The following is a 25,021-nucleotide window of genomic DNA, read 5'->3' as shown; positions in this document are numbered from 1 at the left end:
TCAAAGCAGCACGACATCGAACTGCTCTTGCAGGTACTGCGCATCGGCCTGGAAGCGGATCGACTTGCCGATGAACTCTTCCAGCTCCGCCACCGCGTTGGATTCCTCGTCGGTAATGCGCGCCACCAGCTGCGGCGAGGCGATGACCAGCAGCCGCGCGGCATCGAACTGGCGCACGGCGCGCACGATTTCGCGGAAAACCTCGTAGGTCACGGTTTCCGCCGTCTTGACCATCCCGCGCCCGCCGCATTCGTGGCAGGGCTCGCACAGCTGCCGTTCCAGCGACTCCACCGTGCGTTTGCGGGTCATCTCCACCAGTCCCAGCGGCGAGAAGTCGTACACCGTGGTCTTGGCGTGATCCTTCGCCAGCGACTTCTCCAGCGTGCGCAGCACCTGCCGCCGATGCTCGGCATCGTGCATGTCGATGAAGTCGATGATGATGATGCCGCCCAGGTTGCGCAGGCGCAGCTGCCGCGCCACCGCCTGCGCGGCTTCCAGATTGGTGCGATACACGGTCTCTTCGAGATTGCGCTGGCCGAGGAAGCTGCCGGTGTTCACGTCCACCGTGGTCATCGCCTCGGTCTGGTCGATGACCAGGTAGCCGCCCGACTTCAGCGGCACCTGCTTGTCCAGCGCGCGCTGGATTTCGTCCTCCACGCCATACAGGTCGAAGATCGGACGCGCGCCGGAATAATGTTCGATCTTCTCCGCCAGCTCCGGCATGTACTGCGCGGCAAATTCCCGCAACCGCTCGCAGGTCTCGCGTGAATCCACCTTCACCTTGTCCACGTCGCGGCGGATCAGGTCGCGCACCGCGCGCAGCGGCAGGCTGAGGTCTTCATAGATGCGGCTGCCCACGCTTGCCGCCATGGAACCGCTCTCGATCAGGGCCCATACCCGCCGCAGGTAGGCAATGTCTTCGGCCAGCGCTTCCGCCGGTTGACCCTCGGCATTGGTGCGCACGATGAAGCCATGCTCGGGCGCGGCATGCTCGCCGCCGGCGGCCAGCTCGGCGATCAGGGCCTTCAAGCGCGCGCGCTCGGCCTCATCTTCAATGCGCGCGGAAACGCCGATCACCTTCGATCGGGGCAGCAGCACCAGATAGCGCGAGGGAATGCTGATCTGGGTCGTCAACCGCGCGCCCTTGCTGCCGATCGGGTCCTTGACCACCTGCACCACGATGTCGGCGCCATCGCGCAACAACTCGGTGATCTGCACCTGCACCTGCGGCGGCGGCGCGACCGGCACGTCTCCCGCGTCCACCGGCGCACTGCGGAAAATGTCATTGGCGTGCAGAAACGCCGCGCGTTCGAGGCCGACATCCACGAAGGCGGCCTGCATGCCCGGCATCACCCGCTGCACCTTGCCTTTGTAGATATTGCCGACTACCCCGCGCTGGCTGCCACGCTCGATATGCAACTCCTGCAGCATGCCGTTTTCAACCACCGCCACCCGCGTCTCGCGCGGCGTCACGTTGACCAGCAGCTCTTCACTCATGGCAGCAACCCGGACTGGCGCAGCAGCCGCGCCGTCTCATGCAGCGGCAACCCCATGACCCCGGAATAGCTGCCCTCCAGGCGTTCCACGTGCGCCTCGAAGCAGCCCTGGATGGCGTAGGCGCCCGCCTTGCCTCGCCACTCACCGCCATCGAGATAGCGATCAATGGCTGCATCGGACAGCGGCTCCACGGTCACCCTGGTCAACGACACCGCTTGCGCCTCCCACCCGGCGCTTACCAGCGACACCGCCGTCATCACCTCATGGCTGCGGCCCGACAAGCGCCGCAACATGGCCGCCGCATCCACCACGTCGAGCGGTTTGCCGAACACCACGCCATCCAGAACGACTTCGGTGTCGGCCCCCAGCACCACCGCATCCGGAGCCGCGACCACGCTCAGCAGGCCGGCACCGGCTTTCTCGCGCGCCACCCGGCGCACATAGTCGGCGGCGGCCTCGCTGGCTCCCTGCTGTTCGGGAATGTCGAGGTCGATCAGGCCAAACTCCAACCCGAGGCGGGTCAACAGGTCGGCACGGCGGGGTGAGCGCGAGGCAAGATGCAGCATGGAGGAAGTCTAACCGTTCACCGATGACGCGCTGCGCCTGCCCGCGCCAATCACCCCATCGCGGCTCACCGAGCGTTCACTCGCTGCGTGTGCATCCTTCCCCCACCCATTCCAGGAGTCCATCATGTCGTTACGTCCGCTCGTTCTCGCCCTTGCCCTTGCTGCCGCCGCGCCGATGACCGTCAACGCCCACCCTTCCGCCGAGGTCGCCACTGCCGTACCGCAGGGCACCCTGTTGTCGGTTTCGGCCACCGCCGACGCCAGCCGCGCACCGGACGTGGCCACCCTGTCGACCGGCGTGGTCAGCCAAGCGGCGGATGCCAATGCGGCGATGCGCGACAACGCCGTGCAAATGGACAAGGTGATGGCGGCGCTGCGTGCCGCCGGCATCGCCGCGCGCGACATCCAGACCAGCGGGATCAACCTCAACCCGCAATACAAATACGTGGAAAACGCGCCGCCGGCCATCGTCGGCTACCAGGCCAGCAATACGGTGAACGTGAAGGTGCGCGAGCTTGCCCGCCTGGGCAAGGTGCTGGATACGCTGGTGGCACAAGGCGCCAACCAGATCAACGGCCCCAGCTTCGAAATCGACAAACCGGACGCCGCGATCGAGGAAGCACGCCTCGCTGCGATCAAGAAAGCGCAGGCCCAGGCGCAGACCTACGCCAAGGCGCTGGACATGCGCGTGCTGCGGATCGTCAGCATCAGCGAGGGAGGCGCCAGCCAGCCCCGGCCCATGCCGATGCTGCGAATGATGGCCGCCGACGCCGGCGCCGCCAAGGAAACCGCGATTGCGCCGGGCGAAAGCACGGTGTCAGTCAACGTGGAGATGGTGTTCGAACTCGGTCACTGAGCGATCGTCGGCGCGACCCCCAGACACGACGCCCGCCCTGTGCGGGCGTCGTCATTTGCGCCTTGCTGAACGGCACACAACCGATCGGCTTGCCGCGATTGCGTCCTGCCCCCGGCCGCGCGCAACGTGAAAGCGAGCGATGCCGATGCACCAACCCCGGTCGCAACCCTCGCCCGTTACATGGTTCGTGTTCTCCGAATTGCCCACCGCACTGGAGGTTGACCATGGTTCGCGCCCACGCCCTGCCCCGCCCCGCCGGCTTCGCCCTGCTCAAACCCGCCGCCAAGCCGCAGCTCGACTCGATCCGCATCCTCACCCTCAGCAGCACCCTGGCGTTCAACCTGCTGGCCTTCGGGCTGCTGATGATGCCGATGGCGCTGCCGCCGCCGGCCGTGCTGGATCCCCCCAGCCACAACCCCATCGCCCGGCCCATTGCGCGCCAGCCGCAAGTCGTCGAGTTCGTGCCGATTGCCCCATCGCTGCCGCATCCAAGCGCGCCGACACTGCAACACCAACGCGTTGCGCCGGCCCAAAACGATGATCCACCCGCGACCGCTCTCGCGGAGACCGGCAGCCAGGCCGCAACGGAGCCAGCGTCCCAGGGCGATGAACTGCCGTTGGACATCTCGGGCGACAGCGGCAATCCCGCCCCCACGCCAGCCCATCTGGCGTACCGCGTCGCGCCCGCGCCGGCCTACCCGCGTGCAGCCTTGCAGCGCCACCTCAGCGGCACCGTGCTGCTGCGGGTGTTGGTGGGGACGGACGGTCACCCGTTGGAGGTCACGGTTGCAAGCAGCAGCGGGCACCGCGAACTGGATGAAGCCGCACGCACGCAGGTCCTCAAGCGGTGGAGCTTCCAGCCCGCCACGCGCGAGGGCCAGACAGTGCAGGCGATCGGCATGGTGCCGGTCGAGTTCAAGCTGCCTCTCTGAGGGCAGCGGCGCGGCCCGCGTGCCTTGCAGGGTGGCGTGCAGGACATGCCTTCGTGGCTCGCGCCATCCCGCAGACCCTGTCGGCAGGATGGCGCGGCCGCAGGCTCAGCGGCGCACCACCGGCTTCGGTGCCGGCCTGGCCACCGCCACGGCGTGGGCCATTGCCGCTGGCGCACGCGCACCGCCCAGGCTGATGCGGTCGCGATTCTTCTCCACCGTCTTCAGGCCGATGCCCTTGACCTGGGCCAACTGCTCGGGCGTGCGGAACGCCCCGTTGGCCTTGCGGTAATCGACAATGGCCTGCGCTTTGGACGGGCCGACGTTGAGCAGCACGCGGTCGATGGTGGCGGCATCGGCGGTATTGATGTTGACGCTTTCGCCGGCCAGGGCAGTGCCGGCCATCGCCAGCGACAGAACCAACGTGGACAACAGGGTGGTCAGGATCTTCATCACAGGCTCCTTGGAGTGGTCAGGTTCCGGCGTCGCAGGTTGCGACCCGGCATGCACAGGTTCCCGAATCCGTGCTGCAGGCGACATCGGCGGGCGCCGCATGCAGGCCCTTGCCTTCATCCCGTCCCGACGTAGGAAAAGCCCGCCGCAAGGGGCAAACGCCCCGCTTTCCATGTCTGCATAACCAGCCTTCCTTTCCCCCGTCGCACCGCACTGCATAGCCTGCGCTGGCATTCCCAACCGCCAGCCGTCATGTCGCACGCCACTACCACACCGCTCCCCACGCCGCTGACCAGCGCTCAGGCCGGCCTGTTGTCGCAGTTCATCGGTGCCGCCGGGCGCAGCGACCTGCTGTGGGCGTCCGGCTATCTGGCCGGGCTTTCCCGCGGGCTGGCGACGGAATCGCCAGCGCCAGCCGTCCTCGCGGTGCAGCCGGGCACGATTGTGTATGGCAGCCAGACCGGCAACGCCAAGCGCGCCGCCGAGGCGCTGCACGCCACGTTGCAGGCCGCCGGACTGCCGGTGCGGCTGCTGCGCGCTGACGCGTACCCGACCCGGGAACTGGCCAACGAAACGCTGCTGTTCGTGGTCATCAGCACCCAGGGCGAAGGTGATCCGCCGGACGACGCCATCGGCTTCGCCGAATTCCTGCACGGCAAGCGCGCGCCGAAGCTGCCGCAACTCAAGTACGCCGTGCTGGGGCTGGGCGATTCCAGCTATGCCGAGTTTTGCGGCATCGCCCGCAAGCTCGACGCGCGATTGGCAGAACTGGGCGCGACCCGCGTGCAGGCGCTGGGCGAGGCCGACCTCGACATCGACACCGTCGCCGCGCCGTGGCGCGAGCAGGCGCTGGGCCACGCCCGCGAACTGCTCAAGCCCGCGCCGACCGCGCACCTCGCCACCGTCACTCCGCTGCGCCCGCACGCCGCGCCGGCGTGGTCGCACGAGAAGCCCTTCGCCGCCGAACTGCTGGCCAACCAGGGCATCACCGGCCGCGAGTTCAAGGGCACCGGCTTCCGCCGCTATGGCGACATCGCCAAGGACGTGCGCCACATCGAACTGTCGCTGCAAGGCAGCGGCCTGGCCTACGAGCCCGGCGACGCGCTGGGCATCCGCCACCGCAACCCGGACGCGCTGGTCGATGCGGTGCTGGAGGCGACGCGGCTGGACGGCGGCACCACCGTCGAACACGAGGGCGCGTCGCTGCCGCTGGCGCAGTGGCTGGCGGACAGGCGCGAGCTGACCCGGCTGTCGCGCCCGCTGCTGGCGACGCTGGCCGAACGCGCGAATGCCGATGACCTGAAGCAGCTGCTGGAACCCGGCAACGCCGGTTTGGCCGCGCTGCTGGGTGACCACCAGCTGATCGACACCCTGCGCCGCTGGCCCGCCGCATGGGACGCGCAGGCCCTGGTGGCCGCGCTGCGTCCGCAGGCGCAACGGCTGTATTCCATCGCCTCCAGCCGCAAGCGCGTGGGCGAGGAAGCGCACCTGACCGTCGACGTGCTGCGCTACCGCGCGCACGGTTTTGATCATCTCGGCGCGGCCAGCGGCTTCCTCGCCGCGCTGGCGGAAGGCGGCAGCGTGCCGGTTTACATCGAACCGAACGAACGCTTCCGCGTCCCCCTCGATGCCAGCCGCGACATCCTGATGATCGGTCCCGGCACCGGCGTCGCGCCGTTCCGCGGCTTCGTGCAGGAGCGCGCCGAGACCGGCGCCACCGGCCGCAACTGGCTGTTCTTCGGCGCCCGGCATTTCAACACCGGCTTCCTCTACCAGACCGAGTGGCAGGACGCCTTGCAGAAGGGCGAACTGCATCGCCTCGACCTCGCGTTCTCGCGCGACCAGGCCGAAAAGGCCTACGTGCAGCAGCGCCTGCACGAGCGCGGCCGCGAGGTCTACGACTGGTTGCAGAACGGCGCCCACCTGTACGTCTGCGGCGCCATCGGCATGGGCAAGGACGTGCATGCCGCCCTGCTGGACATCGTGCGCGAACACGGCGGCGCCGATGCCGAGGCGGCGGCGGAGTATCTGTCGAACCTGCAGCGGGAGGGGCGCTATGCGCGCGATGTGTACTGAGTGCTTGCCGTCATCCGGCTTCTGCCCGTCATTCCCGCGAAGGCGGGAATCCAGTTCTTGCAAAACCTGAAAGCTGGATTCCCGCCTTCGCGGGAATGACGAACCACGAACGTTTTCGAGTTGACCTTCCATGTCCCACCCCTCCGTCGAAAAAATCAAGCTCGAAAGCCGGCGCCTGCGCGGCACCCTGGCCGAAGGCCTGCTGGACGCCAGCACCGGCTCGCTGAACTTCGAGGACCAGCGCACCATCAAGTTCCACGGCAGCTACCAGCAGGACGACCGCGACCTGCGCGACGAGCGTCGCCGCCAGAAACTCGAACCCGCGCACCAGTTCATGATCCGCATCCGCGCGCCGGGCGGCGTGTTCACGCCGCAGCAGTGGCTGGGGCTGGCCGCCATCGCCACCACGTATGCCAACCACTCGCTGCGCGTCACCACCCGCCAGACCTTCCAGATCCACGGCGTGGTCAAGCGCGACCTGAAGGCGACCATGCAGGCGATCAACGCCGCCGCGATGGACACCGTTTCCGCCTGCGGTGACGTCAACCGCAACGTGCTGGGCGCCAGCAATCCATTGCAATCCGCCCTGCATGCCCAGGTGCACGACTGGGCGCAGCGGCTGTCGCTGCACTTCAAGCCCGCCACCCGCGCCTATTACGAGCTCTGGCTGGACGAGGAGAAGGTGGCCGAAAGCGGGGTCGAGGCCGAGCCCATCTACGGCGATGCCTACCTGCCGCGCAAGTTCAAGATGGCGGTGGCGGTGCCGCCGTACAACGACGTCGACGTGTTCGCCAACGACCTCGGCCTGATCGCCATCGTCGACGAGGCGGGCGCGCTCGCCGGCTTCAACGTCGCCATCGGCGGCAGCATGGGCGCCAGCCACGGGATCAAGGAACACTATCCGCGCGTCGGCAACGTGATCGGCTTCGCGACGCCGACGCAGGTGCTGGCCATTGCCGACGCCGCCGTCACCGTGCAGCGCGACCTGGGCGACCGCGAGGACCGCAAGCAGGCGCGCTTCAAGTACACCATCGACAAGCACGGACCGGAAACAATCGTGGCGATGATGGAAGAGCGCGCGGGCTTCCGGCTGCAGCCCGCTCGTCCATACACGTTCGAGCACAATGGCGACCGCTTCGGCTGGGTCGAAGGCGACGACGGCCTGTGGCACCTGACGCTGTCGCTGCCCAGCGGGCGCATCGCCGACACGCCCGGCCGGCCGCTGCTGACCGGCCTGCGCGAAATCGCGAAGGTGCATCGCGGCGAGTTCCGCATGACCTGCAACCAAAACGTCATCGTCGCCGGCGTGCCGGCAGGCGAGCGGGCGCGCATCGACGCGCTGGTTGCGCAGCATGCGCTGGACCTGGAAAACCGCGCACCCACCGCCATCGCCCGCAGCGCGGTGGCCTGCGTGGCGCTGCCCACCTGCGCGCTGGCGATGGCCGAGGCCGAACGCTACTTGCCCGGCTTCCTCGACGCGCTGGAGCCCTTGCTCGACAAGCATGGCCTGCGCGAAGCACCGATCCTGCTGCGCGTCTCCGGCTGCCCCAACGGCTGCTCGCGGCCGTACCTGGCGGAGATCGCGCTGGTCGGCCGCGCGCCCGGCCGCTACAACCTGTTCGTCGGCGGCGACCACCGCGGCATGCGGATGAACACGCTGTACCGCGACAACGTCACCGAGCCGCAGATCCTGGACGCGCTTGACCCGCTGCTGGCGCGGTACGCCGCCGAGCGCGAACCGGATGAACGCTTCGGCGATTACCTGCACCGCGCCGGCCTGGTCGAACTGCCGCCCTACCCCACCCATGTCCGCGTCGATCCGGCCGAAGCCGCCTGATCGCGCACCGTTCACGGAAGACGCCATGAACACCCTCGATCCCGCCACCGTATCGCCCGAGGCGCTGACCGATCTCAACCGCCTGCTGGGCCGCATGGACGCGCGCAAGCGCGTCGAATGGGCGCTGCAGCACATTCCCGGCGCGCACGCGCTGTCCAGCAGCTTCGGCGTGCAGTCCGCGGTTGCCTTGCACCTGCTGACGCAGGCGCGGCCGGACATCCCGGTGATCCTGATCGACACCGGCTACCTGTTCACGGAGACCTACCGCTACGCCGACCAACTGGTCGAACAGCTCGGCCTGAACCTGCAGGTGTACCGTCCCGGCATCGGCATCGCCTGGATGGAAGCGCGCTTCGGCAAGCTGTGGGAGGCCGGCAGCGACGGCCTGCGCCGCTACAACCAGCTGCGCAAGGTGGAACCGATGCAGCGCGCGCTGCGCGAACTTGGCGTGCAGTGCTGGCATGCCGGCCTGCGGCGCGGGCAGGCCAGCAGCCGCCGCGACATCGCCTACCTGGAAATCAAGGACGGGCGCTTCAAGTTCCATCCCATCGCCGACTGGACCGACATCGACGTGGGCGCCTACATGCTGCTCCATGACCTGCCGGAACACCCGCTGGCGCGGCAGGGCTACGTCTCGGTCGGCGACGTGCACACCACCCAGCCGCTGCAACCCGGCATGGACGCCGCGCAGACGCGCTTCTTCGGCCTGCGCCGCGAATGCGGGCTGCACTTCGACGAACCGGCCAGCTCGGCGGCATAGAGCCTTAGTCGGCCGCCTGCCAGCGCGGCGGTTGCGGCCACTGCGGCGGCTGGTTGCCCTCCAGGATTCGCCGAAGATCGCGCGGGTCGATATGCGGGGCCAGCGCATGCAGCAGTGCAAGCGCGTATTCACGCAATACGCGACCGCGCGGCACCACCGCCCAGGTGATGCATTCGGGCAATTCCGGCGGCGCCGGGATCACCCGCAGATCGTCATCCTCGCGGTGGTTCACCGCCATCTCCGCCAGCAACCCCACCCCCATGCCGGTGCGCACATAGGTCTTGATCAGATTGGCATCGCGGGCGGTCATCGCGATTTGCGGGGTTGCCCCGGCTGCGGCGAAGGCGCGCTGCAACGACGATTCCGGCAGGGTTGATGACTCGTAGGAAATCAGCGGATAACGCGCCAGCTGGGCCAGTGCCGGCGGGCCATCGGCCTGCGCCAGCGGATGCTGGGCGGGCACCAGCAACACACGCTGCCAGCGAAACAGCGGCACCGCCACGCCATTGGCGGCCGGCGCGCTGCCGGCCGTGCTGATCAAGCCGAAATCCGCTTCGTCCAGCTTGTCCAGCACTTCGGCGTCACCCGCGGCGAACAGATCCACGCTGACCTGCGGGTAACGACGCGTGAGCTCGGCGATCACCGGCGGCAACACATAGCGCGCCTGGGTGTGCGTGGTGGCCAACAGCAGTCGGCCGCGATGCTCGCCGCGCTCGTTGGCGGCATAGCTGCGGATGTTGGCAGCTTCGGCCAGGATCCGGCGCGCGTGTTCGATGACGCGAACGCCCGCCGGCGCAACGCCTTCCAGGCTGCGGCCCTTGCGCAGGAACAGCTGGAAACCCAGTTCGTCCTCCAATTGCTTGAGCTGCTTGGACAAGCCCGGCTGCGTGGCGTGCACGCGCTCGGCGGCCTGGGTGATGTTGAAGCCGGAATCGGCAATGGCAACAAGGTAGCGAAGCTGGGTGAGGGTCATGGCATCGGCACTCTTTATATCGCTATATCTGCATATAGCGATGAAGTATATCGAAGTCTGCAGGCATTTCCAGACAGCCTTTATGCCCCTAAAGCATAAGCAAAAACCGTGTCGCCATTTCCATCCCTCTGCCGCCAGGCCTAGCGTGGCGAGATGCAAAGCCCGGCTGCCCCGTTGCTGTTCCCGCTGTTCCTCGACCTGCGCCGCCGGCGCGTGCTGGTGGTCGGCGGCGGCAGCGTGGCGGCGCGCAAGATCGAAGCCCTGCTGGAAGCCGGCGCGGACATTGCGCTGGTCGCACCCGCGCTGGACGCCGCGTTGCGCGACCTGGTGCGGGCGGGGCGCATCACGCATCTGGCGCCTGCCTTCGCGCCAGCCCAATTGGATGCGGCATGGCTGGTGGTGGCCGCCACCGACGATGCCCGCGTCAACCGCGCCGTGAGCGAAGCCGCGCAGGCCCGCCGCATCTGGGCCAACGTGGTGGATGATGCCGAACTCGCCAGCGCCCAGCTGCCCGCCCGCGTGCAGCGCGGCCCGCTGCAGATCGCGATTTCCAGCGGCGGCGCCGCACCGATGCTGGCACGCCATCTGCGCGAACAGCTGGAAGCACAGTTGGACGAGTCACTGGGCGCGCTGGCGCAATTGCTGGCTGACATGCGCGGCCGCATCCGTGCACTGCTGCCGGAGCTGGGCGAGCGCCGCGCGTTCTTCCGGCGCGTGCTGGCCGGCTCCGCGCAGTCGCTATTGCGCCGCGGCGACGCCGATGCCGCGCGCCGCAACGTGGAAGCGGAACTGCACGCAACGACGCCCGCGCGCCGCGGCCGCGTGGCGCTGGTCGGCGCCGGCCCCGGCGATCCCGGCCTGCTGACCCTGCGCGCACTGCGCCTGCTCAACGAGGCCGACGTGATCCTGCACGACCGGCTGGTCAGCGACGAGGTGCTTGCGCTGGCGCGGCGCGACGCGACGCGCATCGAAGTCGGCAAGCGCCTCGGCGGCAACCACCACGCCACCCAGCAGCGCATCCACGCGCTGATGATCGAGCTGGCGCAGGCCGGCAAGCACGTGGTGCGGCTGAAGGGCGGTGATCCGTTCGTGTTCGGCCGCGGCGGTGAAGAGCTGGAAGCGCTGCGCGAGCGCGGCATCGACTACGAAGTGGTGCCCGGCATCACCGCCGCCGTCGCCTGCGCCGCCCACGCCGGCATCCCGCTGACCCACCGCGACCATGCGCAATCGCTGCGCCTGCTCACCGCGCACGCACGCGACGGCGAGGCCAGCCACGACTGGGCAGCGCTGGCGCAGCCCGGGCAGACGCTGGCGTTCTACATGGGCGTGTCCGGGCTGGAACAGCTGCGCGACAACCTGGTCGGGCACGGCCTGGCCGCGTCCACGCCGTTCGCGCTGGTCGAGAACGGCAGCCGCCCGCAGCAGCGCGTGGTCGCGGGCACGCTTGCCGAGTTGCCGGCGCTCGCCCGTCTGCATGGCGTGCAGGCACCGGCGCTGCTGATCGTCGGCGAAGTCGCCGCCCTCGCCCCCCGCCTGCACTGGTTCGGCGCCGCGCCGCTGACTGCGGACGACGCACGATGTCGGCGCCTGCCCCGCGCTGCCTGACATCGCCGTTCAAGAACTCCCTGATACCGGAACAAGGACACACGCACCATGGCTCTTTACGACAGCATCCTCGACACCGTCGGCAACACGCCGATCATCAAACTTCGCCGGCTTTCTCCGGCGCACGCCACCGTCTATGTGAAGGTGGAATCGTTCAACCCGGGCGGCTCGGTCAAGGACCGGCTGGCGCTGGGCATCGTGCTCGACGCCGAGCAGCGCGGCCTGCTCAAGCCCGGCGACACGATCGTGGAGGCCACCTCCGGCAACACCGGCATCGCGCTGGCGATGGTTGCCGCCGCGCGCGGGTACAAGTTCGTGGCGGTGATGACCGAAACCTTCTCCATCGAACGCCGCAAGGCCATGCGCGCCTACGGCGCCAAGGTGATCCTGACGCCGGCCGCCGCGCGCGGTACCGGCATGGTGGAGAAAGCGAAGGAACTGGCGGCCAAGCACGGCTGGTTCTGGGCCAGCCAGTTCAGCAACCCGGCCAATCCGGCCTACCACCGCAGCACCACCGCCGCCGAGATCCTGCGTGACTTCGCCGGCAAGCGGCTGGACGCCTTCGTCAGCGGCTGGGGCAGCGGCGGCACGCTGACCGGCGTGGGCGAAGTGCTCAAGGTCGCGCGTCCCGACGTGCGCATCATCGGCACCGAGCCGGCCGGCGCCGCCCTGCTCAAGGGCGATGCGTGGGCGCCGCACAAGATCCAGGGCTGGACGCCCGACTTCGTGCCCGATGTGCTCAACCGCAACGCCTTCGACGAACTGCGCACGGTGACCGACGACGAGGCGATTGCCACCTCGCGCCGACTGGCTGCCGAAGAGGGCATCTTCGTCGGCATTTCCGCCGGCGGCACTGCCGCCACCGCGCTGCAACTGGCGCAAACCGCGCCGGAAGGCAGCGTGCTGCTGGCGATGCTGCCGGACACCGGCGAGCGCTATTTCTCCAGCCCGCTGTTCGCCGACATCAACGAGGGCAGCGACGACGAGTGGCTGGCCAGCCTGGGCTGAGCCACCCCAATCCGCAGCGGACAAGAACCCCTCCCGCGATGCGGGAGGGGCACATACTTCACACGCCGCAATCTCCCAAGCCGCGTTCCCGCGGGCGCTGCCTGCAGCGAAATCAAGGAGGAGGCATTGGCCACCGGCCAATGCCGGGGGACATTCGCGGAAGGCAGTGCCCGCGGGAACGCGGCCGCGAGAGAACGCACGCACCACACACCGTTACGAACGCCCGTATACATCCTCATAGCGGACGATGTCGTCCTCGCCCAGGTAATCGCCGGACTGCACCTCGATCAGTTCCAGCATCTCGCCGCCGGGATTCTCCAGCCGGTGCTTGGCGCCGATCGGGATGTAGGCGCTCTGGTTGGCGAACAGTTCGAACACGTCGTTGTCGCGGGTCACCCGCGCGGTGCCGCGCACCACCACCCAGTGCTCGGCGCGGCGCTCATGCGATTGCAGCGACAGCCGCGCGCCCGGCTTGACCTTGATCCGCTTGACCTGGAACCCGTCGGCCATGTCGATGGAGTCATAGCTGCCCCACGGGCGGTGTACCTCGCGGTGCAGCACGGCCTGCGAGCGCTGCTGCGCCTTCAGCTGCGCGACCACGTCCTTGACCTGCTGCACCCGGTCCTTGCGCGCCACCAATACCGCGTCGTCGGTTTCCACCACCACCAAGTCATCCACGCCCACCAGCGCCACCAACCGCCGCGCATAGGCATAGCTGTTGCGGGAATCAATGGCGATCACGTCACCCTGATGCGCATTGCCATCGGCGTCCTGCTCACTCACGTTCCACAGCGCCGACCACGAGCCCACGTCGTTCCAGCCAATCGATACCGGCAGCACCATCGCCGCGCCGGTGTGCTCCATCACCGCATAGTCGATGGAATCCGGCGGACAATCGGCGAACGCCGCCTTGTCCAGGCGAATGAAATCACCGTCTCGCGAGGCCGCATCGAAGGCCTTGCGCACCGCCGCCACGATCTCCGGGCGGAAGCGCTGCAGCTCCTCGAGATAACGCGACGCACGCAGCAGGAACATGCCGCTGTTCCAGAAATAACCGCCCACCCGCAGATACCCTTGCGCGGTGGCGATGTCGGGCTTTTCGACAAAACGCAACACCTTGCGCACGCCCTCGCCCGGCTCGGCCTGGATGTAGCCAAAACCGGTTTCCGGCGCACTCGGCACGATGCCGAAGGTCACCAGCGCACCGGCTTCCGCAGCCGGCATGGCGGAACGCACGGCAGAGCGGAACGCCTCGTCGTCGCGCACCACGTGATCGGACGGCAGCACCAGCAGCACCGGGTCGGTGCCCGCCACCATCGCCTGCAAGGCCGCAGCGGCAATGGCCGGCGCGGTATTGCGCCCGATCGGTTCCAGCACGATGGCGGGCACCGGTGCGCCGATCTGGCGCAACTGCTCGGCCACCAGGAACCGGTGGTCTTCGCCGGCAACCACGATCGGCGCGGCATCGGCCAGCGCCGCCACTCGTCGCCAGGTGGCCTGCAGCATGGTGTCCTTGCCGACCAGCGGCAAGAACTGCTTGGGATAGGCCTCGCGCGACAGCGGCCACAGGCGCGTTCCGGAACCGCCGGACAACAGGACGGGCTGCAATTTCACCACGCGTACCTCGCTGCAATCTGGTTCGCAGTTTACCCTTCGCACATGAGCCAACCCGCAACCGACGACCTCCGCGCATCGCCGCGCCTGACCTGGGCGCGCAGCGCGCTGGGCGACACCAACCTCCAGTTGCAGCGCGCCTCCACCGATGCCGGCTTCCGCAGCTATTGGCGCACGGTCGGCGTGGCCCCCACGCGGATCGTGATGGATTCGCCGCCGGACAAGGAAGACGTGCGCCCATGGCTGCAAGTCCGCGACCTGCTGGCGACGGCCGGCGTGCGCGTGCCGCAGGTGCTTGCGCGCGACGTGGACGCCGGCTTCCTGCTGCTGGAAGACCTCGGCGGGCCCACCGTGGCGCAGTGCATCGATGACGACAATGCCGATGCCCACGTGGAGGCCGCCATCGGCCAACTCATCCGCCTGCAATCGCTGCCCGCACCCGAGGGCATGCCGGTGTTTGGCGAAGCACTGCTGCAGCGCGATGCCGGCCTGTTCGAGGATTGGTTCATTCGCCGTCACCTTGGCATCGAACTCGATTGCGCCGATGCCGAGCGCCTGCAGCTGGTGCAGCGACGGCTGATCGGCAACGCGCTTGGGCAGGCCAGCGTCCCCGTGCATCGCGACTTCATGCCGCGCAACCTGATGCCGGTGCCCGATGGCCCGGCGGTGCTCGACTTCCAGGACATGGTGCTGGGGCCGATTGCCTACGATCCGGTCAGCCTGCTGCGCGATGCGTTCCTGAGCTGGCCGGAAGCGCGTGTCGCCGGCTGGCTGCGCCGCTACCACGCGCGCGCCGTCGAAGCGGCCCTGCCGGTGCCGGCACTTGCCACCTTCTTGCGCGATGCCGACTGGTGCGGCGTGCAGCGGCACCTGAAGATCCTCGGCATCTTCGCCCGCCTGCATCATCGCGACGGCAAGCCACGCTACCTCGCGGATGCGCCGCGCTTCCTGGCCTATCTCGACGCGGTGGTGCCGAAGTACGGCGAACTCGATCCGCTGCACGAGCTGCTGGAGCGCACGCTCAAGCCGGCGTTCGCCAGGGTGGCCGCATGAAGGCGCTGATTTTCGCCGCCGGGCTCGGTCAGCGCATGCGCCCGCTCACCGACCACACGCCGAAACCGCTGCTGCAGGTCGGCGGCAAGCCGCTGATTGCCTGGCATCTGGAGAAGCTCGCGGCGCTGGGCATCCATGACGTGGTGATCAATACCGCGTGGCTGGCCGGGCAGTTCCCGGCGCTGCTGGGCGATGGCGCGCACTGGGGCCTGCGCCTGCATTTCTCTTGCGAAGGGGCGGCGCCGCTGGAAACCGGTGGCGGCATGCTCAACGCGCTGCCGCTGCTGGCCGATGCGCACGATGACAACTGCGCATTCCTGCTGGTCAATGGCGATGTATGGACCGATTACGACTTCGCCCAGTTGCCGCGCGACCCCGCCGGCCTTGCCCATCTGGTGATGGTGGACCGCCCGCCGCAGGCCACGCGCGGCGACTTCGCCCTGGATGAGGCCGGCGTGCTGCACGCCGACGGCGACGACAAGCTCACGTACTCCGGGATCGGCGTGTATCGCCCGCAGCTGCTCGACGGCTGGCGCGGGTTGGTTCCCTCATCCACGCTGGTCGATGGCAAACCGGCATTCCCGCTGGCGCCCATCTTGAGCGCGCACATGGCCCGTGGCGCGATCAGCGGCAGCCATCATCGCGGGCACTGGACCGACGTCGGCACGCCGGGGCGGCTGGCCGCGCTGGATGCGCAACTGCGCGCTCAGTCGATGCCCAACACCTGACGCAAAAACGGCACGGTCAGTCGGCGCTGCGCGGCCAGCGAGGCGCGGTCGAGCTGCTCGAACAGCGAGGTCAGGCTGCCCAGGTCACGGCTGCAGCGGCGCAGCATCCAGTCCAGCGCCGCGGCGTCGAAATCCAGCCCGCGCGCGTCGGCGCGCTGGCGCAGCACGTCGGCACGGCCCGCATCATCCAGCACCGGCAAGCTCCAGCGCGCGCACTGCGCCAGGCGCGAACGCAGGTCGGGCAATTCCAGCGCCAGCGCATCGGGCGCATCGGCCGCCGCGTACAACAGGTCGCGCCCGCCATCGCGCAACCGATTGTGCAAGTCGAACAGCGCAATCTGGTCGTCGCGGCTGCCGCTCACAGCATCCAGGTCATCCAGCGCCAGCAGATCGGCGCCATGCATTCCTTCCACCGCCCCGCGCACGCGCCCGCGCAGTCCACGCAGCCCCAGATAGACCGCACGTCGGCCGGCCGATTCCGCCTCTGCGCAGGTCGCCAGCAGCAGATGCGTTTTCCCGGTGGCGTGCGCGCCGTGCAGATACACGCCGCCACCGGCGGCGCCGGTTGCCAGCGCGCGCAACCGATCCAGCAACCCCACGGGCGCGCCGACATAGAGCGACATTCGTTGATCCGGCGGCGCGCGCAATGCCAACGGCAGCTGCGGGACGATGGCGTTCAACTCAGGCTGCGGCAGGCGTGTCATCGTCCGGCGCCGAAGCATCCGCCACCATCCCCGCATCCAGCAGGATCGCCGGGGTATCGCCTGCGTACAGCCGGCTCTTGCGATAGCGATCCTGCGCGTAACGCAACAGCACGTTCGCCACCGCAGCCACCGGCAGCGCCAGCAACATGCCGAGGAAGCCGAACAAGGTGCCACCGGCCATCACCGCAAAGATCACCGCCATGGGATGCAGGCCGATGCGATCGCCCACCAGCATCGGCGTGAGGATGAAGCTCTCGATGATTTGACCGACGGTGAACACCGCGGCCACGCCGGCCAGATGCTGCCAGTCGCCGAATTGGACCAGCGCAGCCATGCCGCCGAACAGCACGATCGCCGCCGGCCCCAGATAGGGCACGAAGGTCAGCAAGCCGGCAATCAGGCCGATCAGGATGCCGAGATTCAGCCCCACCATCGACAGCCCGACGGCGTACAGCACACCCAGGATCAGCATCACCAACAGCTGCCCGCGCAGGAAACCGCCCAGCACCGCATCCGACTCCAGCGCCAACCGGCGCACGGTGTCGAAATGATCGCGCGGCACCAGCGCACCCACGCGACCGACGATCAGGTCCCAGTCGCGCAGGAAGAAGAACGCCAGCACCGGCAGCAGCACGATGTTGGCCAGCCAGCCCATCAGCGCGAATCCCGAGCGCGACACGTAGCCCAGCACCGCAGTCGCCGCGCCGCCCGCACTTTGCCAATGGTCGCGGATCAGCGTGAACAGGCGCTCCGGATCCAGCCATGACAGGATCTGCAAGCCGGTTCGATGTTCCAGCCAGGGCAGCGCGGTGCCGACGATCCAGTCGCGATAGTGCGGCAGCGAATCCACCAGGGTCACCAGCTGCTGCTCCAGCACCGGGATCAGCAAGATGATGGCCAGGATCAGCCACAGGCTCATCACCGTGAACACCAGGATCACCGCGGTATTGCGCTTGAATTTGCGCGCTTCCAGCCGGTCCACCAGCGGGTCGCCCAGCCAGCCCAGCAGCGCGGCAAATGCGAACGGGCTCAGGATCGGGGCCAGCAACCAGATCAGCCCCAGCACGCCCAGCCCCAGCGCGGCCCATTGCAGGCGCCGGTAGAAGGTGGCGATGGTCGCCAGGTCCTGCTCGCGATGCATGGCTCAGCCCCCGCCCAGGCGGAACGTGGCGGGCGCCGTCGCCCCGGCATCGGCATCGGAGACCGGCGCCAGCACGCTGCCGCGATCCACGTATTTGGCGAAGTTGGCGATCCCGCTGACCAGCTCCAAATCCAGCTCCAGCGCCTCGGACGACGCCGCCACCGGCGCCACGCGCTTGACGATGGCCACGTCGTCCAGATACCCGGCAAGGCGCAGGTAATCCCCCGCATCATGAATGCCGAGGATGCGCACCCGATAAATGCCGGGCGGGCCACCGCTGCCGGCCTTGGCGTAACGCTTGAACAACGCGTCGGCAGCGCCGTCGGCACCGCCAGCCATGGCGCGCCTTGCGTCCGGACTGTTGGTCTGCCATTTGCCCAGCACCTTGCCCCCATCCACCAGCATCCAGTCCGCCAGCCAGCCGCCCGCGTTGCGACGCAGCTTGCCCAGCAGCTGGATCGGCGGGCTGTAACGGCTGGACAGGGCAGCGATCGCCGCCGTATCGCCGCGCCAGATGGCGCCCACCGCCGCCTGCTCGGCGGCATTGCCGGCCGGCAGGCCCAGCGCGAACCCGCGCAGCTTGGCCTGGTCCAGCACCGATCGCGCCGCGTTCACCTGGCCCAAGCCCACCAACCGCGGGCCGCTGCCATCGTCGATCCCCAGCCAAAGCACCGGTTTGGGCCGCGGCTGCGGCCAGCTGGGCAGGCCCATCATGGCCACCAGATCATCCACTTCGGCCTGTTTGAAATGCACGACCAGCGTGGTCTGGAAGCTGGGGGCTCCGCTGGCCGACACGCCTTCGTCCTGCCGGTAGTCGTAGCCATCCACGTAGTCCTTGGCATTGGCCAATTCCTCACGCACGCCGCTGCGCTGGGCCACCCCGCGATCCCCGGTGATATTGCCCAGCGCCAGCGCCAGCGCGCGCACGAACGCCTTGTCGCGCTCGCCATCGGTCTGGTTGCGCACCGTTACCTCGGCGTCATAGGGCCCCTGCGCTGCGGCGCGATCGCCCTCGACCCGCTGCGCCTGCGCCGTGCCTGCCAGCAGAAACAGGCCCGCCCAGAGCAGGCCCATCCACCATGTCGTTGACCGTTGCGGCCTTGCTTGCATTGCCATTCCTCGCCGGAATTCCCGGCTGTCGCTGAGGAAATGGTGCCGCAGGCAGGCGGGCACGTCCATGTCTGCAGCGCGGGACTGTTAAAATTCACGATTCACACGCCTGCGCGAGTCCGCCGTGACGCCATCCACGCCCCACGCCCCCACCGGCCTGACCTACCGCGACGCCGGCGTTGACATCGACGCCGGCAACGAGGTGGTGGAACGCATCAAACCCTTGGTCCGCCGCACGATGCGCCCCGAAGTGCTGGGCGGCGTGGGCCTGTTTGGCGGCCTGTTCGACCTCTCCAATCGCTATCGGGAACCGGTGCTGGTGTCCGGCACCGACGGCGTCGGCACCAAGCTCATCCTGGCCAAGCAGCTGAACCGCCACGACAGCATCGGCCAGGATTTGGTGGCGATGTGCGTGAATGACGTGCTGGTGCAGGGCGCCGAGCCGCTGTTCTTCCTCGACTATTTCGCCACCGGCAAGCTGGATGTCGACACCACGGTCAACGTGGTCGCGGGCATCGCCAAGGGTTGCGAAATCGCCGGATGCGCGCTGATCGGCGGCGAAACCGCGGAAATGCCCGACATGTACCCGCCGGGCGAATACGATCTCGCCGGCTTCACCGTCGGCGCGGTGGAGAAGTCCAGGCTGATCGACTCCAGCAAAGTGCGCGCGGGCGATGTGTTGATCGGCATCGCCTCCAGCGGCCCGCACTCCAACGGGTATTCGCTGGTGCGCAAGATCCTGGCGCGCGCCGGCAATCCGCTGGAGCTGGACGTGGGCGGAGTGACGCTGGCCGATGCGCTGATGGCGCCGACCCGCATTTATGTCAAACCGGTGCTGGAACTGCTGGCCCGTCACGACATCCACGCGATGGCGCACGTCACCGGCGGCGCGCTGGTGGAAAAAATCATCCGCGTGGTGCCAGCGGGCTTCGGGCTCGACATCGATACCAGCAGCTGGCCGCTGCCGACGGTGTTCGAGTGGCTGCAGCGCGAAGGCAACGTGGCCCGCCAGGAAATGTGGCGCACCTTCAACTGCGGCATCGGCTTCGTGCTGATGGCCGCGCCCGGCGACGTGGCCGCCATCGGTGCCGATCTGGATCGGCTTGGCCTTGCGCACTGGCAGATCGGCCAGGTCACCCCGGCAGGCGACGGCGAGCGGCTGCGCATCGGTTGATGCCGAACGCAGGCACCCTTCCCATGACCATCCGTCTCGCCATTCTCGCCTCCGGGCGCGGCAGCAACCTGCAGGCCATCCTCGACGCGATCGCCGCCGGCACGCTGGATGCGCGGGTAGTCGGCGTGTTCTCCGACAGGCCCGACGCGCAGGCATTGCAGCGCGTGCCCGAGGCGCTGCGCTGGTCGCGCACGCCCAAGTCATTCGCCAACCGCGCGGCATTCGATGCGGCGCTGGCGGATGCAGTGGCGGCATCGGCCCCGGACTGGGTCGTCTGCGTCGGCTACATGCGCATCCTCGGCGCCGCGTTCGTGCAGCGCTTCCACGGCCGCGTGCTCAACATCCACCCCTCCCTGCTGCCAAAGTACAAGGGCCTGCACACCCACCAGCGCGCGCTGGAGGCCGGCGACGCCTGGCACGGCGCCAGCGTGCACTTCGTGGTGCCCGAACTGGACGCCGGCGCGGTGATCGCGCAGGCCCGGATTGCGGTAGAGCCCACGGACGATGCCGACGCACTGGCGGCGCGCGTCCTGACGGTCGAACACCCGCTGCTGCTGCACGTCCTGGGACTGGCCACCGCTGGCCGGCTGGCGGAATCCGCCGGCCATGCACTGGTGGATGGTCAGCGCCTGTACACCCCGCTTCCACTACCGTTGAACCCGACATGATGGCCCGCGCCCCGGGCGCGCCACAGGACGACATGAAATGACCCTGTTTCGCAGCACCAGTCTTTTTGCCCTGCTTCTGGCAGTTGCCCCGGCATGGGCAATCCAGCCGTTCGCCGCCGACTACAACGCCAGCTGGAAAGGCGTGCAGGCCAGCGCCCGGATTACCTTGAGCCAGGCCAGCGGCAACCGCTGGAATTACGAGCTGAGCATCGACAACCAGCTGGGCAGCGCCCGCCAGTCCACGGTGTTTGAAGAACGCAACGGCACGTTCCGCCCGCTGTCGGGGGTGGATACCACGCAGCTGCTGTTCAAGAAATCGCGCAAGAACGCCACCTATGACTGGGCCCAGCACGAAGCCCGCTGGAGCGGCGACGTGAAGCCGGATCGGGTGGGCCCGGTCAAGCTGCAGGACGGCGACCTGGACGGCATGCTGCTCAACCTCGCCATCGTCCGCGACGTGGCGGCAGGCAAGCCGCTGAACTATCGGCTGGTGGACAACGGCGTGGCGCACACGCAGACCTACCAGAACCTGGGCCGCGACACGGTCATGGTGGACGGCAAGCCGCGCAGCGCCACCAAGGTCGCGCGCAGCAGCGACGACAAGCAGGTGATCGTCTGGATCGTGGAAGGCCTGCCGACGCCGGCGCGCATCCTGCAACGCAAGGACGGCCGCGACGATCTGGAATTGACGCTGGTGTCGGTGCACTGAACGCACCGGCGTCTGCCTACTTCTTCGGCAGATAGCCCAGCGGATCCACCGGCTTGCCGCTGTAGCGGATCTCGAAATGCAGCATGTCGCGCGCTGCGCCGCTGCGCCCCATTTCCGCGATCTGCTGCCCCGCCTTGACCAGCGCGCCTTCATTCACCAGGCGCGCGCGGTTGTGCCCGTAAGCCGACAGCCATTGGTCGTTGTGCTTGACGATGACCAGCTCGCCATACCCCACCAGCCCTGAGCCGGAATACACCACCACGCCATCGGCCGCCGCGCGTACCGGTTGCCCGCCGTTGCCCGCGATGTCGATGCCTTGGCGAGTGGGATCGCCCGCCGCAAAGGTGGCGACCACGGCGCCATCGGCGGGCCAGCGCCAGGCAAGATTGCTGGTCACCGGCAGCGCCGGTGGTTGCGCCGGCGCCGGCGTGGAGGGCGTTGCGCGCTGGCCGATCGGGGCCGGCGCTTTCGCGACATCGACGTGCGCGGATGGTGGGTTGCGATCGGTGGGATACAGGCGCAGCCGCTGCCCCGGATAGATGGTGTACGGCGGCGGGATGTCGTTCCACAGTGCCAGGTCGAGCGCGGTGATGCCGTTCTCGGTGGCGATGCGATAGACCGTTTGCCCGCGCTGCACCTCGGCGACGGCGCCGTACTTCGGTTGCGATACTTGCACCGGTGGCTGCGCCGCATGACCCACCGCGCGCGACGGCCTTGCCTGACGGACCACGCGGCTGTGCCCGCAACCAAGCAGGCCGAGGATGACGACGGCAAGGAGCATCCGATGCAGGTGCATGCCGCCCATCATGCCGCATGTCCGTGCAACAGGAACCAACCGAGCAAGCCGGCCAGCAGCAGCAACATGCCCCAACCCAGGTGCTCGATCCAGCGATGCAGTGCACGTTCAGCGCGCTCGCCGCCAAGCCGGATCGCAAGCGCCAGCAGGAACACGCGCTTGCCGCGTCCGATCAGCATCGCCGCCAGGAACGGCAACATCGGCACGCCCACGATGCCGCTGGCCCAGGTGAATATCTTCAACGGGATCGGCGCAAACCCGCCAATGACCAGCAGCCAAAACGCTTTCCACGGCGACAGCGCGGTCACCTCGCGCAGATACATGACCTGCGCATCGATCTTGTCCAGCCAGCCCAGCGTTGCCAGCGCAGGCTTGACCAGTTCATAGGCGTAATGCCCCAGCAGATACCCCACCACCGCGCCCAGCAGCGAGAACAGCAGGCTGATGGCAGCGAACCAGAACCCGCGACGCGGCTGCGCCAGGCACATCGGCGCCAGCATCACTTCCGGCATCACCGGGAACACGATGGCTTCGGCAAAGCTCAAGCCGCCCAGCAGCGCCGGCGCCTTCGGATGCCGCGACCACGCCAACGCGCGTTGGTAGAGCGGGCCAAACAGTTTCATTGGTCGGTCAACCCCGATAACAGCGGCACGAACACCACCGCGCCCAATTCTTCCTGCACGATGCTGCCATCTGCTTGCTTGTGCAGGCACAGCAGCGTCTGCCCGGTGGCCGCGCCCACGGGTGCCACCAAGGTGCCCCCCGGCGCGAGCTGGTCGATCAGCGCATCCACCAGTGCGGCGCCGGCCGCAGTGACGATGATGCCGTCGAAGGGCGCTTCTTCCGGCCAGCCGATGCGGCCGTCGTCGTGCTTGCTGCGCACGTGCAGGCCCAGGCTGCGGAAGCGCTTGCGCGCGGTGCGCAGCAGGTCGCCGATGCGCTCGACGGTGAAGACCTCGAGCCCCAGCGCGGCCAGCACCGCGGCCTGGTAACCGGAGCCGGTACCGACTTCGAGCACCTTCTTGGGGCCGTCGCGCAGCAGCGCCTCGGTCATCTTCGCCACCACGAAGGGCTGCGAGATGGTCTGCCCATGCCCGATCGGCAGGGCGTTGTTCTCATAGGCGCGCGAGGCCAGCGCCTCGTCCACGAACTGGTGGCGCGGCACCGTGCGGATCGCGTTGAGCACGCGCTCGTCCTGGATGCCGCCCGCGCGCAAGTCCTCAATCAACCGGTCGCGCACGCGCTGACCGGTCAAGCCCATGCCCACGTCGGCGGGCTGCAGGCGCAGGCGCGCGATCACGGCCGCGCCCCCAGTGAAGCCGCCAAGCCGCCCACCCAACTGGCCACCTGCTCCAGCGCCTGGAAGCGGGTCAGGTCCACGTGGATCGGGGTGATGGCGATATGCCCGCTGCGCACCGCGTGGAAATCGGTGCCGGGCCCGGCGTCCTGCTCGTCGCCGGCCGCGCCGATCCACCACCACTGGCGGCCGCGCGGATCTTCCTGCGGCGTGCACGGCTCGGCACGGTGGCGATGACCCAGGCGGACGGTCTCGAAGCCGCGGATCTCGTCCCACGGCAGATCCGGCACGTTGACGTTGAGGATGGTGGACGCCGGCAGCGGATCGCGGCGCAGACGCTCGACGATCTCCACCGCCGCGCGCGCCGCGCTTTCGTAGTGCTTGCCCTGATGGGCCTCGGTCACCAGCGACATCGCCACCGCCGGCAGGCCGAGGAAACGGCCTTCCATCGCCGCCGCCACGGTGCCGGAATAGATCACGTCGTCGCCGAGGTTGGCGACGTTGTTGATGCCGGATACCACGATGTCCGGTGCCAGCCCCAGCGCGTCCAGCATGCCGGTGACCGCCACGTGCACGCAGTCGGTGGGCGTGCCATACGCCTTCCAGCTGCGCGCATCCAATTGCACCACGCGGATCGGCGCGTCCAGCGTCAGCGAATTGCTGGCGCCGCTGCGGTCGCGGTCGGGGGCCACCATCACCACGTCGTGGCCGGCATCGCGCAAGCCCTTGACCAGCGCGTGGATGCCGGGGGCGTCGACGCCGTCGTCGTTGCTGACCAGGACCCGCATCACGGCATCGGAACATTGTGCATGCGGCCATGATACCGGATGCCACCAGCGCTTCGCGGTAACCTGAGCCGATGCGCAAGGCACCGCCCGACCTTCCACCCGAGCAGGACGACCGCGACGACGCCAGCCTGTTCCGCGCCGCCATCGGCGCCGACGCAGGCCAGGTGCGTGTGCTGCCGGACGCCGCGCCGCCGCCTGCCGCCCCCAAGCCGCGACCCTCCGCAAAGATGGCGCGTCGCGATGAAGACGCCGCCCGCCTCGAATTCCGGCACGTGCTGGCGTCGGCACTGGAGGCCGGCGATGCACTCAGCTACCGACGCGAGCATGTCACCCCGCGCGTGTTGAAAAAACTTGCGCGCGGCGAGTATGCGGCGCAGGAAGAACTGGACCTGCACGGGTTGCCCGCGAGCAATGCAGAAGCCCTGCTGCGCGAGTTCCTGCGCGATTGCCGCAGCCATGGGCTGGGCTGCGTGCGGATCGTGCACGGCAAGGGTCGCAATTCCGAAGAGCGCCTGCCGGTGCTGAAGAACCTGGTGGACCGCATCCTGCGCCAACGCGCAGACGTGCTGGCCTTCCATTCGCCGCCGCCGGCGCAGGGCGGCACCGGCGCGGTGCTGGTGCTGCTGGAAAAGCACTGACGCCACTCCCCTGCCCTTCGCCTGCGGCGAAAGGGAGGACG

General features: G+C 68.5%; 25 protein-coding genes. 13 read left to right on the top strand and 12 right to left on the bottom strand.

Annotated features, from left to right (window positions below):
* Both rng and LIW09_RS03450 read right to left on the bottom strand, forming a co-directional pair.
* Nucleotides 1–1,497: a ribonuclease G gene (gene rng, locus LIW09_RS03455; protein WP_256646578.1), complete on the bottom strand. Its 1,497-nt coding sequence runs from the start codon at nt 1,495–1,497 to the stop codon at nt 1–3.
* The gene (locus LIW09_RS03450) at nt 1,494–2,063 is read right to left on the bottom strand and encodes a Maf family protein (protein ID WP_256646577.1); all 570 of its coding nucleotides are present in this window, start codon (nt 2,061–2,063) and stop codon (nt 1,494–1,496) included. Before LIW09_RS03450 ends, rng begins: the two co-directional genes overlap by 4 nt.
* Before the next feature lie 124 nt (nt 2,064–2,187).
* On the opposite strand from LIW09_RS03450, the gene LIW09_RS03445 reads away from it, so the two are divergent.
* Nucleotides 2,188–2,919, top strand: coding sequence for an SIMPL domain-containing protein (locus LIW09_RS03445; RefSeq protein WP_256646576.1), 732 nt, complete (start codon nt 2,188–2,190; stop codon nt 2,917–2,919).
* Between the two features lie 224 nt (nt 2,920–3,143).
* Nucleotides 3,144–3,851, top strand: a complete 708-nt coding sequence (locus tag LIW09_RS03440; RefSeq protein WP_256646575.1) for an energy transducer TonB — start codon at nt 3,144–3,146, stop codon at nt 3,849–3,851.
* 105 nt (nt 3,852–3,956) lie between these two features.
* Here LIW09_RS03440 and LIW09_RS03435 read toward each other — a convergent pair whose 3' ends face one another.
* Nucleotides 3,957–4,301, bottom strand: coding sequence for a ComEA family DNA-binding protein (locus LIW09_RS03435; RefSeq protein ID WP_256646574.1), 345 nt, complete (start codon nt 4,299–4,301; stop codon nt 3,957–3,959).
* Nucleotides 4,302–4,553: 252 nt separating this feature from the next.
* Between LIW09_RS03435 and LIW09_RS03430 the strand changes: the two genes are divergently transcribed.
* The 3 genes from LIW09_RS03430 to LIW09_RS03420 all read left to right on the top strand — a co-directional run bounded on the left by LIW09_RS03430 (nt 4,554) and on the right by LIW09_RS03420 (nt 8,974).
* A complete protein-coding gene (locus LIW09_RS03430; protein WP_256646573.1) occupies nt 4,554–6,377 on the top strand; it encodes an assimilatory sulfite reductase (NADPH) flavoprotein subunit in 1,824 nt (607 codons plus the stop codon).
* Nucleotides 6,378–6,507: 130 nt separating this feature from the next.
* Nucleotides 6,508–8,214 (top strand): assimilatory sulfite reductase (NADPH) hemoprotein subunit, encoded by a 1,707-nt coding sequence (gene cysI / locus LIW09_RS03425; protein WP_256646572.1) that lies wholly within the window; start codon nt 6,508–6,510, stop codon nt 8,212–8,214.
* A gap of 25 nt (nt 8,215–8,239) precedes the next feature.
* Nucleotides 8,240–8,974: a phosphoadenylyl-sulfate reductase gene (locus LIW09_RS03420; protein WP_256646571.1), complete on the top strand. Its 735-nt coding sequence runs from the start codon at nt 8,240–8,242 to the stop codon at nt 8,972–8,974.
* A gap of 4 nt (nt 8,975–8,978) precedes the next feature.
* Here the strand turns inward: LIW09_RS03420 and LIW09_RS03415 are convergent, their stop codons facing one another.
* Entirely contained in the window at nt 8,979–9,947 is a 969-nt protein-coding gene (locus LIW09_RS03415; RefSeq protein ID WP_256646570.1) for a LysR family transcriptional regulator, read from the bottom strand.
* A 153-nt stretch (nt 9,948–10,100) separates the two neighbouring features.
* On the opposite strand from LIW09_RS03415, the gene cysG reads away from it, so the two are divergent.
* Nucleotides 10,101–11,552 carry a siroheme synthase CysG gene (gene cysG, locus LIW09_RS03410; protein WP_256646569.1) on the top strand — a complete coding sequence of 484 codons (1,452 nt, stop codon included), beginning with the start codon at nt 10,101–10,103 and terminating at the stop codon, nt 11,550–11,552.
* Nucleotides 11,553–11,600: 48 nt separating this feature from the next.
* A complete protein-coding gene (gene cysK / locus LIW09_RS03405) occupies nt 11,601–12,560 on the top strand; it encodes a cysteine synthase A (protein ID WP_256646568.1) in 960 nt (319 codons plus the stop codon).
* Nucleotides 12,561–12,773: 213 nt separating this feature from the next.
* Here the strand turns inward: cysK and LIW09_RS03400 are convergent, their stop codons facing one another.
* Nucleotides 12,774–14,177 carry a mannose-1-phosphate guanylyltransferase/mannose-6-phosphate isomerase gene (locus LIW09_RS03400; RefSeq protein WP_256646567.1) on the bottom strand — a complete coding sequence of 468 codons (1,404 nt, stop codon included), beginning with the start codon at nt 14,175–14,177 and terminating at the stop codon, nt 12,774–12,776.
* A 42-nt stretch (nt 14,178–14,219) separates the two neighbouring features.
* On the opposite strand from LIW09_RS03400, the gene LIW09_RS03395 reads away from it, so the two are divergent.
* Together LIW09_RS03395 and murU are read left to right on the top strand one after the other, a co-directional pair.
* Nucleotides 14,220–15,227 (top strand): aminoglycoside phosphotransferase family protein, encoded by a 1,008-nt coding sequence (locus LIW09_RS03395; protein WP_256646566.1) that lies wholly within the window; start codon nt 14,220–14,222, stop codon nt 15,225–15,227.
* Nucleotides 15,224–15,955, top strand: coding sequence for an N-acetylmuramate alpha-1-phosphate uridylyltransferase MurU (gene murU / locus LIW09_RS03390; RefSeq protein WP_256646565.1), 732 nt, complete (start codon nt 15,224–15,226; stop codon nt 15,953–15,955). Before LIW09_RS03395 ends, murU begins: the two co-directional genes overlap by 4 nt.
* Here the strand turns inward: murU and hda are convergent.
* The 3 genes from hda to LIW09_RS03375 are packed head-to-tail and all read right to left on the bottom strand — an operon-like array spanning nt 15,934 to nt 18,910.
* Entirely contained in the window at nt 15,934–16,659 is a 726-nt protein-coding gene (hda, locus tag LIW09_RS03385) for a DnaA regulatory inactivator Hda (RefSeq protein ID WP_256646564.1), read from the bottom strand. The genes murU and hda overlap by 22 nt on opposite strands.
* On the bottom strand, nt 16,637–17,800 hold the full coding sequence (locus tag LIW09_RS03380; RefSeq protein ID WP_256646563.1) for an AI-2E family transporter: 1,164 nt from the start codon (nt 17,798–17,800) through the stop codon (nt 16,637–16,639). The genes hda and LIW09_RS03380 overlap by 23 nt, the downstream gene beginning before the upstream one ends.
* Nucleotides 17,801–17,803: 3 nt before the next feature.
* Nucleotides 17,804–18,910: a DUF2066 domain-containing protein gene (locus LIW09_RS03375; RefSeq protein WP_425507909.1), complete on the bottom strand. Its 1,107-nt coding sequence runs from the start codon at nt 18,908–18,910 to the stop codon at nt 17,804–17,806.
* A gap of 124 nt (nt 18,911–19,034) precedes the next feature.
* On the opposite strand from LIW09_RS03375, the gene purM reads away from it, so the two are divergent.
* From purM to LIW09_RS03360, 3 genes are read left to right on the top strand one after another with little or no spacing between them, the layout of a single operon-like run.
* Nucleotides 19,035–20,084, top strand: a complete 1,050-nt coding sequence (gene purM, locus LIW09_RS03370) for a phosphoribosylformylglycinamidine cyclo-ligase (RefSeq protein ID WP_256646561.1) — start codon at nt 19,035–19,037, stop codon at nt 20,082–20,084.
* Nucleotides 20,085–20,107: 23 nt separating this feature from the next.
* The gene (gene purN / locus LIW09_RS03365; protein ID WP_256646560.1) at nt 20,108–20,752 is read left to right on the top strand and encodes a phosphoribosylglycinamide formyltransferase; all 645 of its coding nucleotides are present in this window, start codon (nt 20,108–20,110) and stop codon (nt 20,750–20,752) included.
* 37 nt (nt 20,753–20,789) lie between these two features.
* The gene (locus LIW09_RS03360; protein ID WP_256646559.1) at nt 20,790–21,461 is read left to right on the top strand and encodes a DUF3108 domain-containing protein; all 672 of its coding nucleotides are present in this window, start codon (nt 20,790–20,792) and stop codon (nt 21,459–21,461) included.
* Between the two features lie 16 nt (nt 21,462–21,477).
* Here the strand turns inward: LIW09_RS03360 and LIW09_RS03355 are convergent, their stop codons facing one another.
* From LIW09_RS03355 to surE, 4 genes are read right to left on the bottom strand one after another with little or no spacing between them, the layout of a single operon-like run.
* The gene (locus LIW09_RS03355) at nt 21,478–22,266 is read right to left on the bottom strand and encodes a peptidoglycan DD-metalloendopeptidase family protein (RefSeq protein ID WP_425507925.1); all 789 of its coding nucleotides are present in this window, start codon (nt 22,264–22,266) and stop codon (nt 21,478–21,480) included.
* Nucleotides 22,266–22,880: a YqaA family protein gene (locus LIW09_RS03350; RefSeq protein WP_256646557.1), complete on the bottom strand. Its 615-nt coding sequence runs from the start codon at nt 22,878–22,880 to the stop codon at nt 22,266–22,268. Before LIW09_RS03350 ends, LIW09_RS03355 begins: the two co-directional genes overlap by 1 nt.
* Nucleotides 22,877–23,557, bottom strand: coding sequence for a protein-L-isoaspartate(D-aspartate) O-methyltransferase (locus LIW09_RS03345; RefSeq protein WP_256646556.1), 681 nt, complete (start codon nt 23,555–23,557; stop codon nt 22,877–22,879). Before LIW09_RS03345 ends, LIW09_RS03350 begins: the two co-directional genes overlap by 4 nt.
* Nucleotides 23,554–24,342 (bottom strand): 5'/3'-nucleotidase SurE, encoded by a 789-nt coding sequence (gene surE, locus LIW09_RS03340; protein ID WP_256646555.1) that lies wholly within the window; start codon nt 24,340–24,342, stop codon nt 23,554–23,556. Before surE ends, LIW09_RS03345 begins: the two co-directional genes overlap by 4 nt.
* Nucleotides 24,343–24,413: 71 nt before the next feature.
* Here surE and LIW09_RS03335 point away from each other — a divergent pair, with 71 nt between their 5' ends.
* Entirely contained in the window at nt 24,414–24,980 is a 567-nt protein-coding gene (locus LIW09_RS03335) for a Smr/MutS family protein (protein ID WP_256646554.1), read from the top strand.
* Nucleotides 24,981–25,021 lie beyond the last annotated feature (41 nt).

It is taken from the genome of Thermomonas paludicola (assembly GCF_024498955.1).
Taxonomy (GTDB): Bacteria; Pseudomonadota; Gammaproteobacteria; order Xanthomonadales; family Xanthomonadaceae; genus Thermomonas; species Thermomonas paludicola.
The sequence above is the reverse complement of the archived record's forward strand: the minus strand, read 5'-3'. Positions and strand labels throughout refer to the sequence as shown.

What these genes read in the sequence shown, in the direction of transcription:
- rng (WP_256646578.1), bottom strand. Translation starts at nt 1,497, where the DNA reads ATGAGTGAAGAGCTGCTGGTCAACGTGACGCCGCGCGAGACGCGGGTG.
- LIW09_RS03450 (WP_256646577.1), bottom strand. Translation starts at nt 2,063, where the DNA reads ATGCTGCATCTTGCCTCGCGCTCACCCCGCCGTGCCGACCTGTTGACC.
- LIW09_RS03445 (WP_256646576.1), top strand. Translation starts at nt 2,188, where the DNA reads ATGTCGTTACGTCCGCTCGTTCTCGCCCTTGCCCTTGCTGCCGCCGCG.
- LIW09_RS03440 (WP_256646575.1), top strand. Translation starts at nt 3,144, where the DNA reads ATGGTTCGCGCCCACGCCCTGCCCCGCCCCGCCGGCTTCGCCCTGCTC.
- LIW09_RS03435 (WP_256646574.1), bottom strand. Translation starts at nt 4,301, where the DNA reads ATGAAGATCCTGACCACCCTGTTGTCCACGTTGGTTCTGTCGCTGGCG.
- LIW09_RS03430 (WP_256646573.1), top strand. Translation starts at nt 4,554, where the DNA reads ATGTCGCACGCCACTACCACACCGCTCCCCACGCCGCTGACCAGCGCT.
- cysI (WP_256646572.1), top strand. Translation starts at nt 6,508, where the DNA reads ATGTCCCACCCCTCCGTCGAAAAAATCAAGCTCGAAAGCCGGCGCCTG.
- LIW09_RS03420 (WP_256646571.1), top strand. Translation starts at nt 8,240, where the DNA reads ATGAACACCCTCGATCCCGCCACCGTATCGCCCGAGGCGCTGACCGAT.
- LIW09_RS03415 (WP_256646570.1), bottom strand. Translation starts at nt 9,947, where the DNA reads ATGACCCTCACCCAGCTTCGCTACCTTGTTGCCATTGCCGATTCCGGC.
- cysG (WP_256646569.1), top strand. Translation starts at nt 10,101, where the DNA reads ATGCAAAGCCCGGCTGCCCCGTTGCTGTTCCCGCTGTTCCTCGACCTG.
- cysK (WP_256646568.1), top strand. Translation starts at nt 11,601, where the DNA reads ATGGCTCTTTACGACAGCATCCTCGACACCGTCGGCAACACGCCGATC.
- LIW09_RS03395 (WP_256646566.1), top strand. Translation starts at nt 14,220, where the DNA reads ATGAGCCAACCCGCAACCGACGACCTCCGCGCATCGCCGCGCCTGACC.
- murU (WP_256646565.1), top strand. Translation starts at nt 15,224, where the DNA reads ATGAAGGCGCTGATTTTCGCCGCCGGGCTCGGTCAGCGCATGCGCCCG.
- hda (WP_256646564.1), bottom strand. Translation starts at nt 16,659, where the DNA reads ATGACACGCCTGCCGCAGCCTGAGTTGAACGCCATCGTCCCGCAGCTG.
- LIW09_RS03380 (WP_256646563.1), bottom strand. Translation starts at nt 17,800, where the DNA reads ATGCATCGCGAGCAGGACCTGGCGACCATCGCCACCTTCTACCGGCGC.
- LIW09_RS03375 (WP_425507909.1), bottom strand. Translation starts at nt 18,910, where the DNA reads ATGCAAGCAAGGCCGCAACGGTCAACGACATGGTGGATGGGCCTGCTC.
- purN (WP_256646560.1), top strand. Translation starts at nt 20,108, where the DNA reads ATGACCATCCGTCTCGCCATTCTCGCCTCCGGGCGCGGCAGCAACCTG.
- LIW09_RS03360 (WP_256646559.1), top strand. Translation starts at nt 20,790, where the DNA reads ATGACCCTGTTTCGCAGCACCAGTCTTTTTGCCCTGCTTCTGGCAGTT.
- LIW09_RS03355 (WP_425507925.1), bottom strand. Translation starts at nt 22,266, where the DNA reads ATGGGCGGCATGCACCTGCATCGGATGCTCCTTGCCGTCGTCATCCTC.
- LIW09_RS03350 (WP_256646557.1), bottom strand. Translation starts at nt 22,880, where the DNA reads ATGAAACTGTTTGGCCCGCTCTACCAACGCGCGTTGGCGTGGTCGCGG.
- surE (WP_256646555.1), bottom strand. Translation starts at nt 24,342, where the DNA reads ATGCGGGTCCTGGTCAGCAACGACGACGGCGTCGACGCCCCCGGCATC.
- LIW09_RS03335 (WP_256646554.1), top strand. Translation starts at nt 24,414, where the DNA reads ATGCGCAAGGCACCGCCCGACCTTCCACCCGAGCAGGACGACCGCGAC.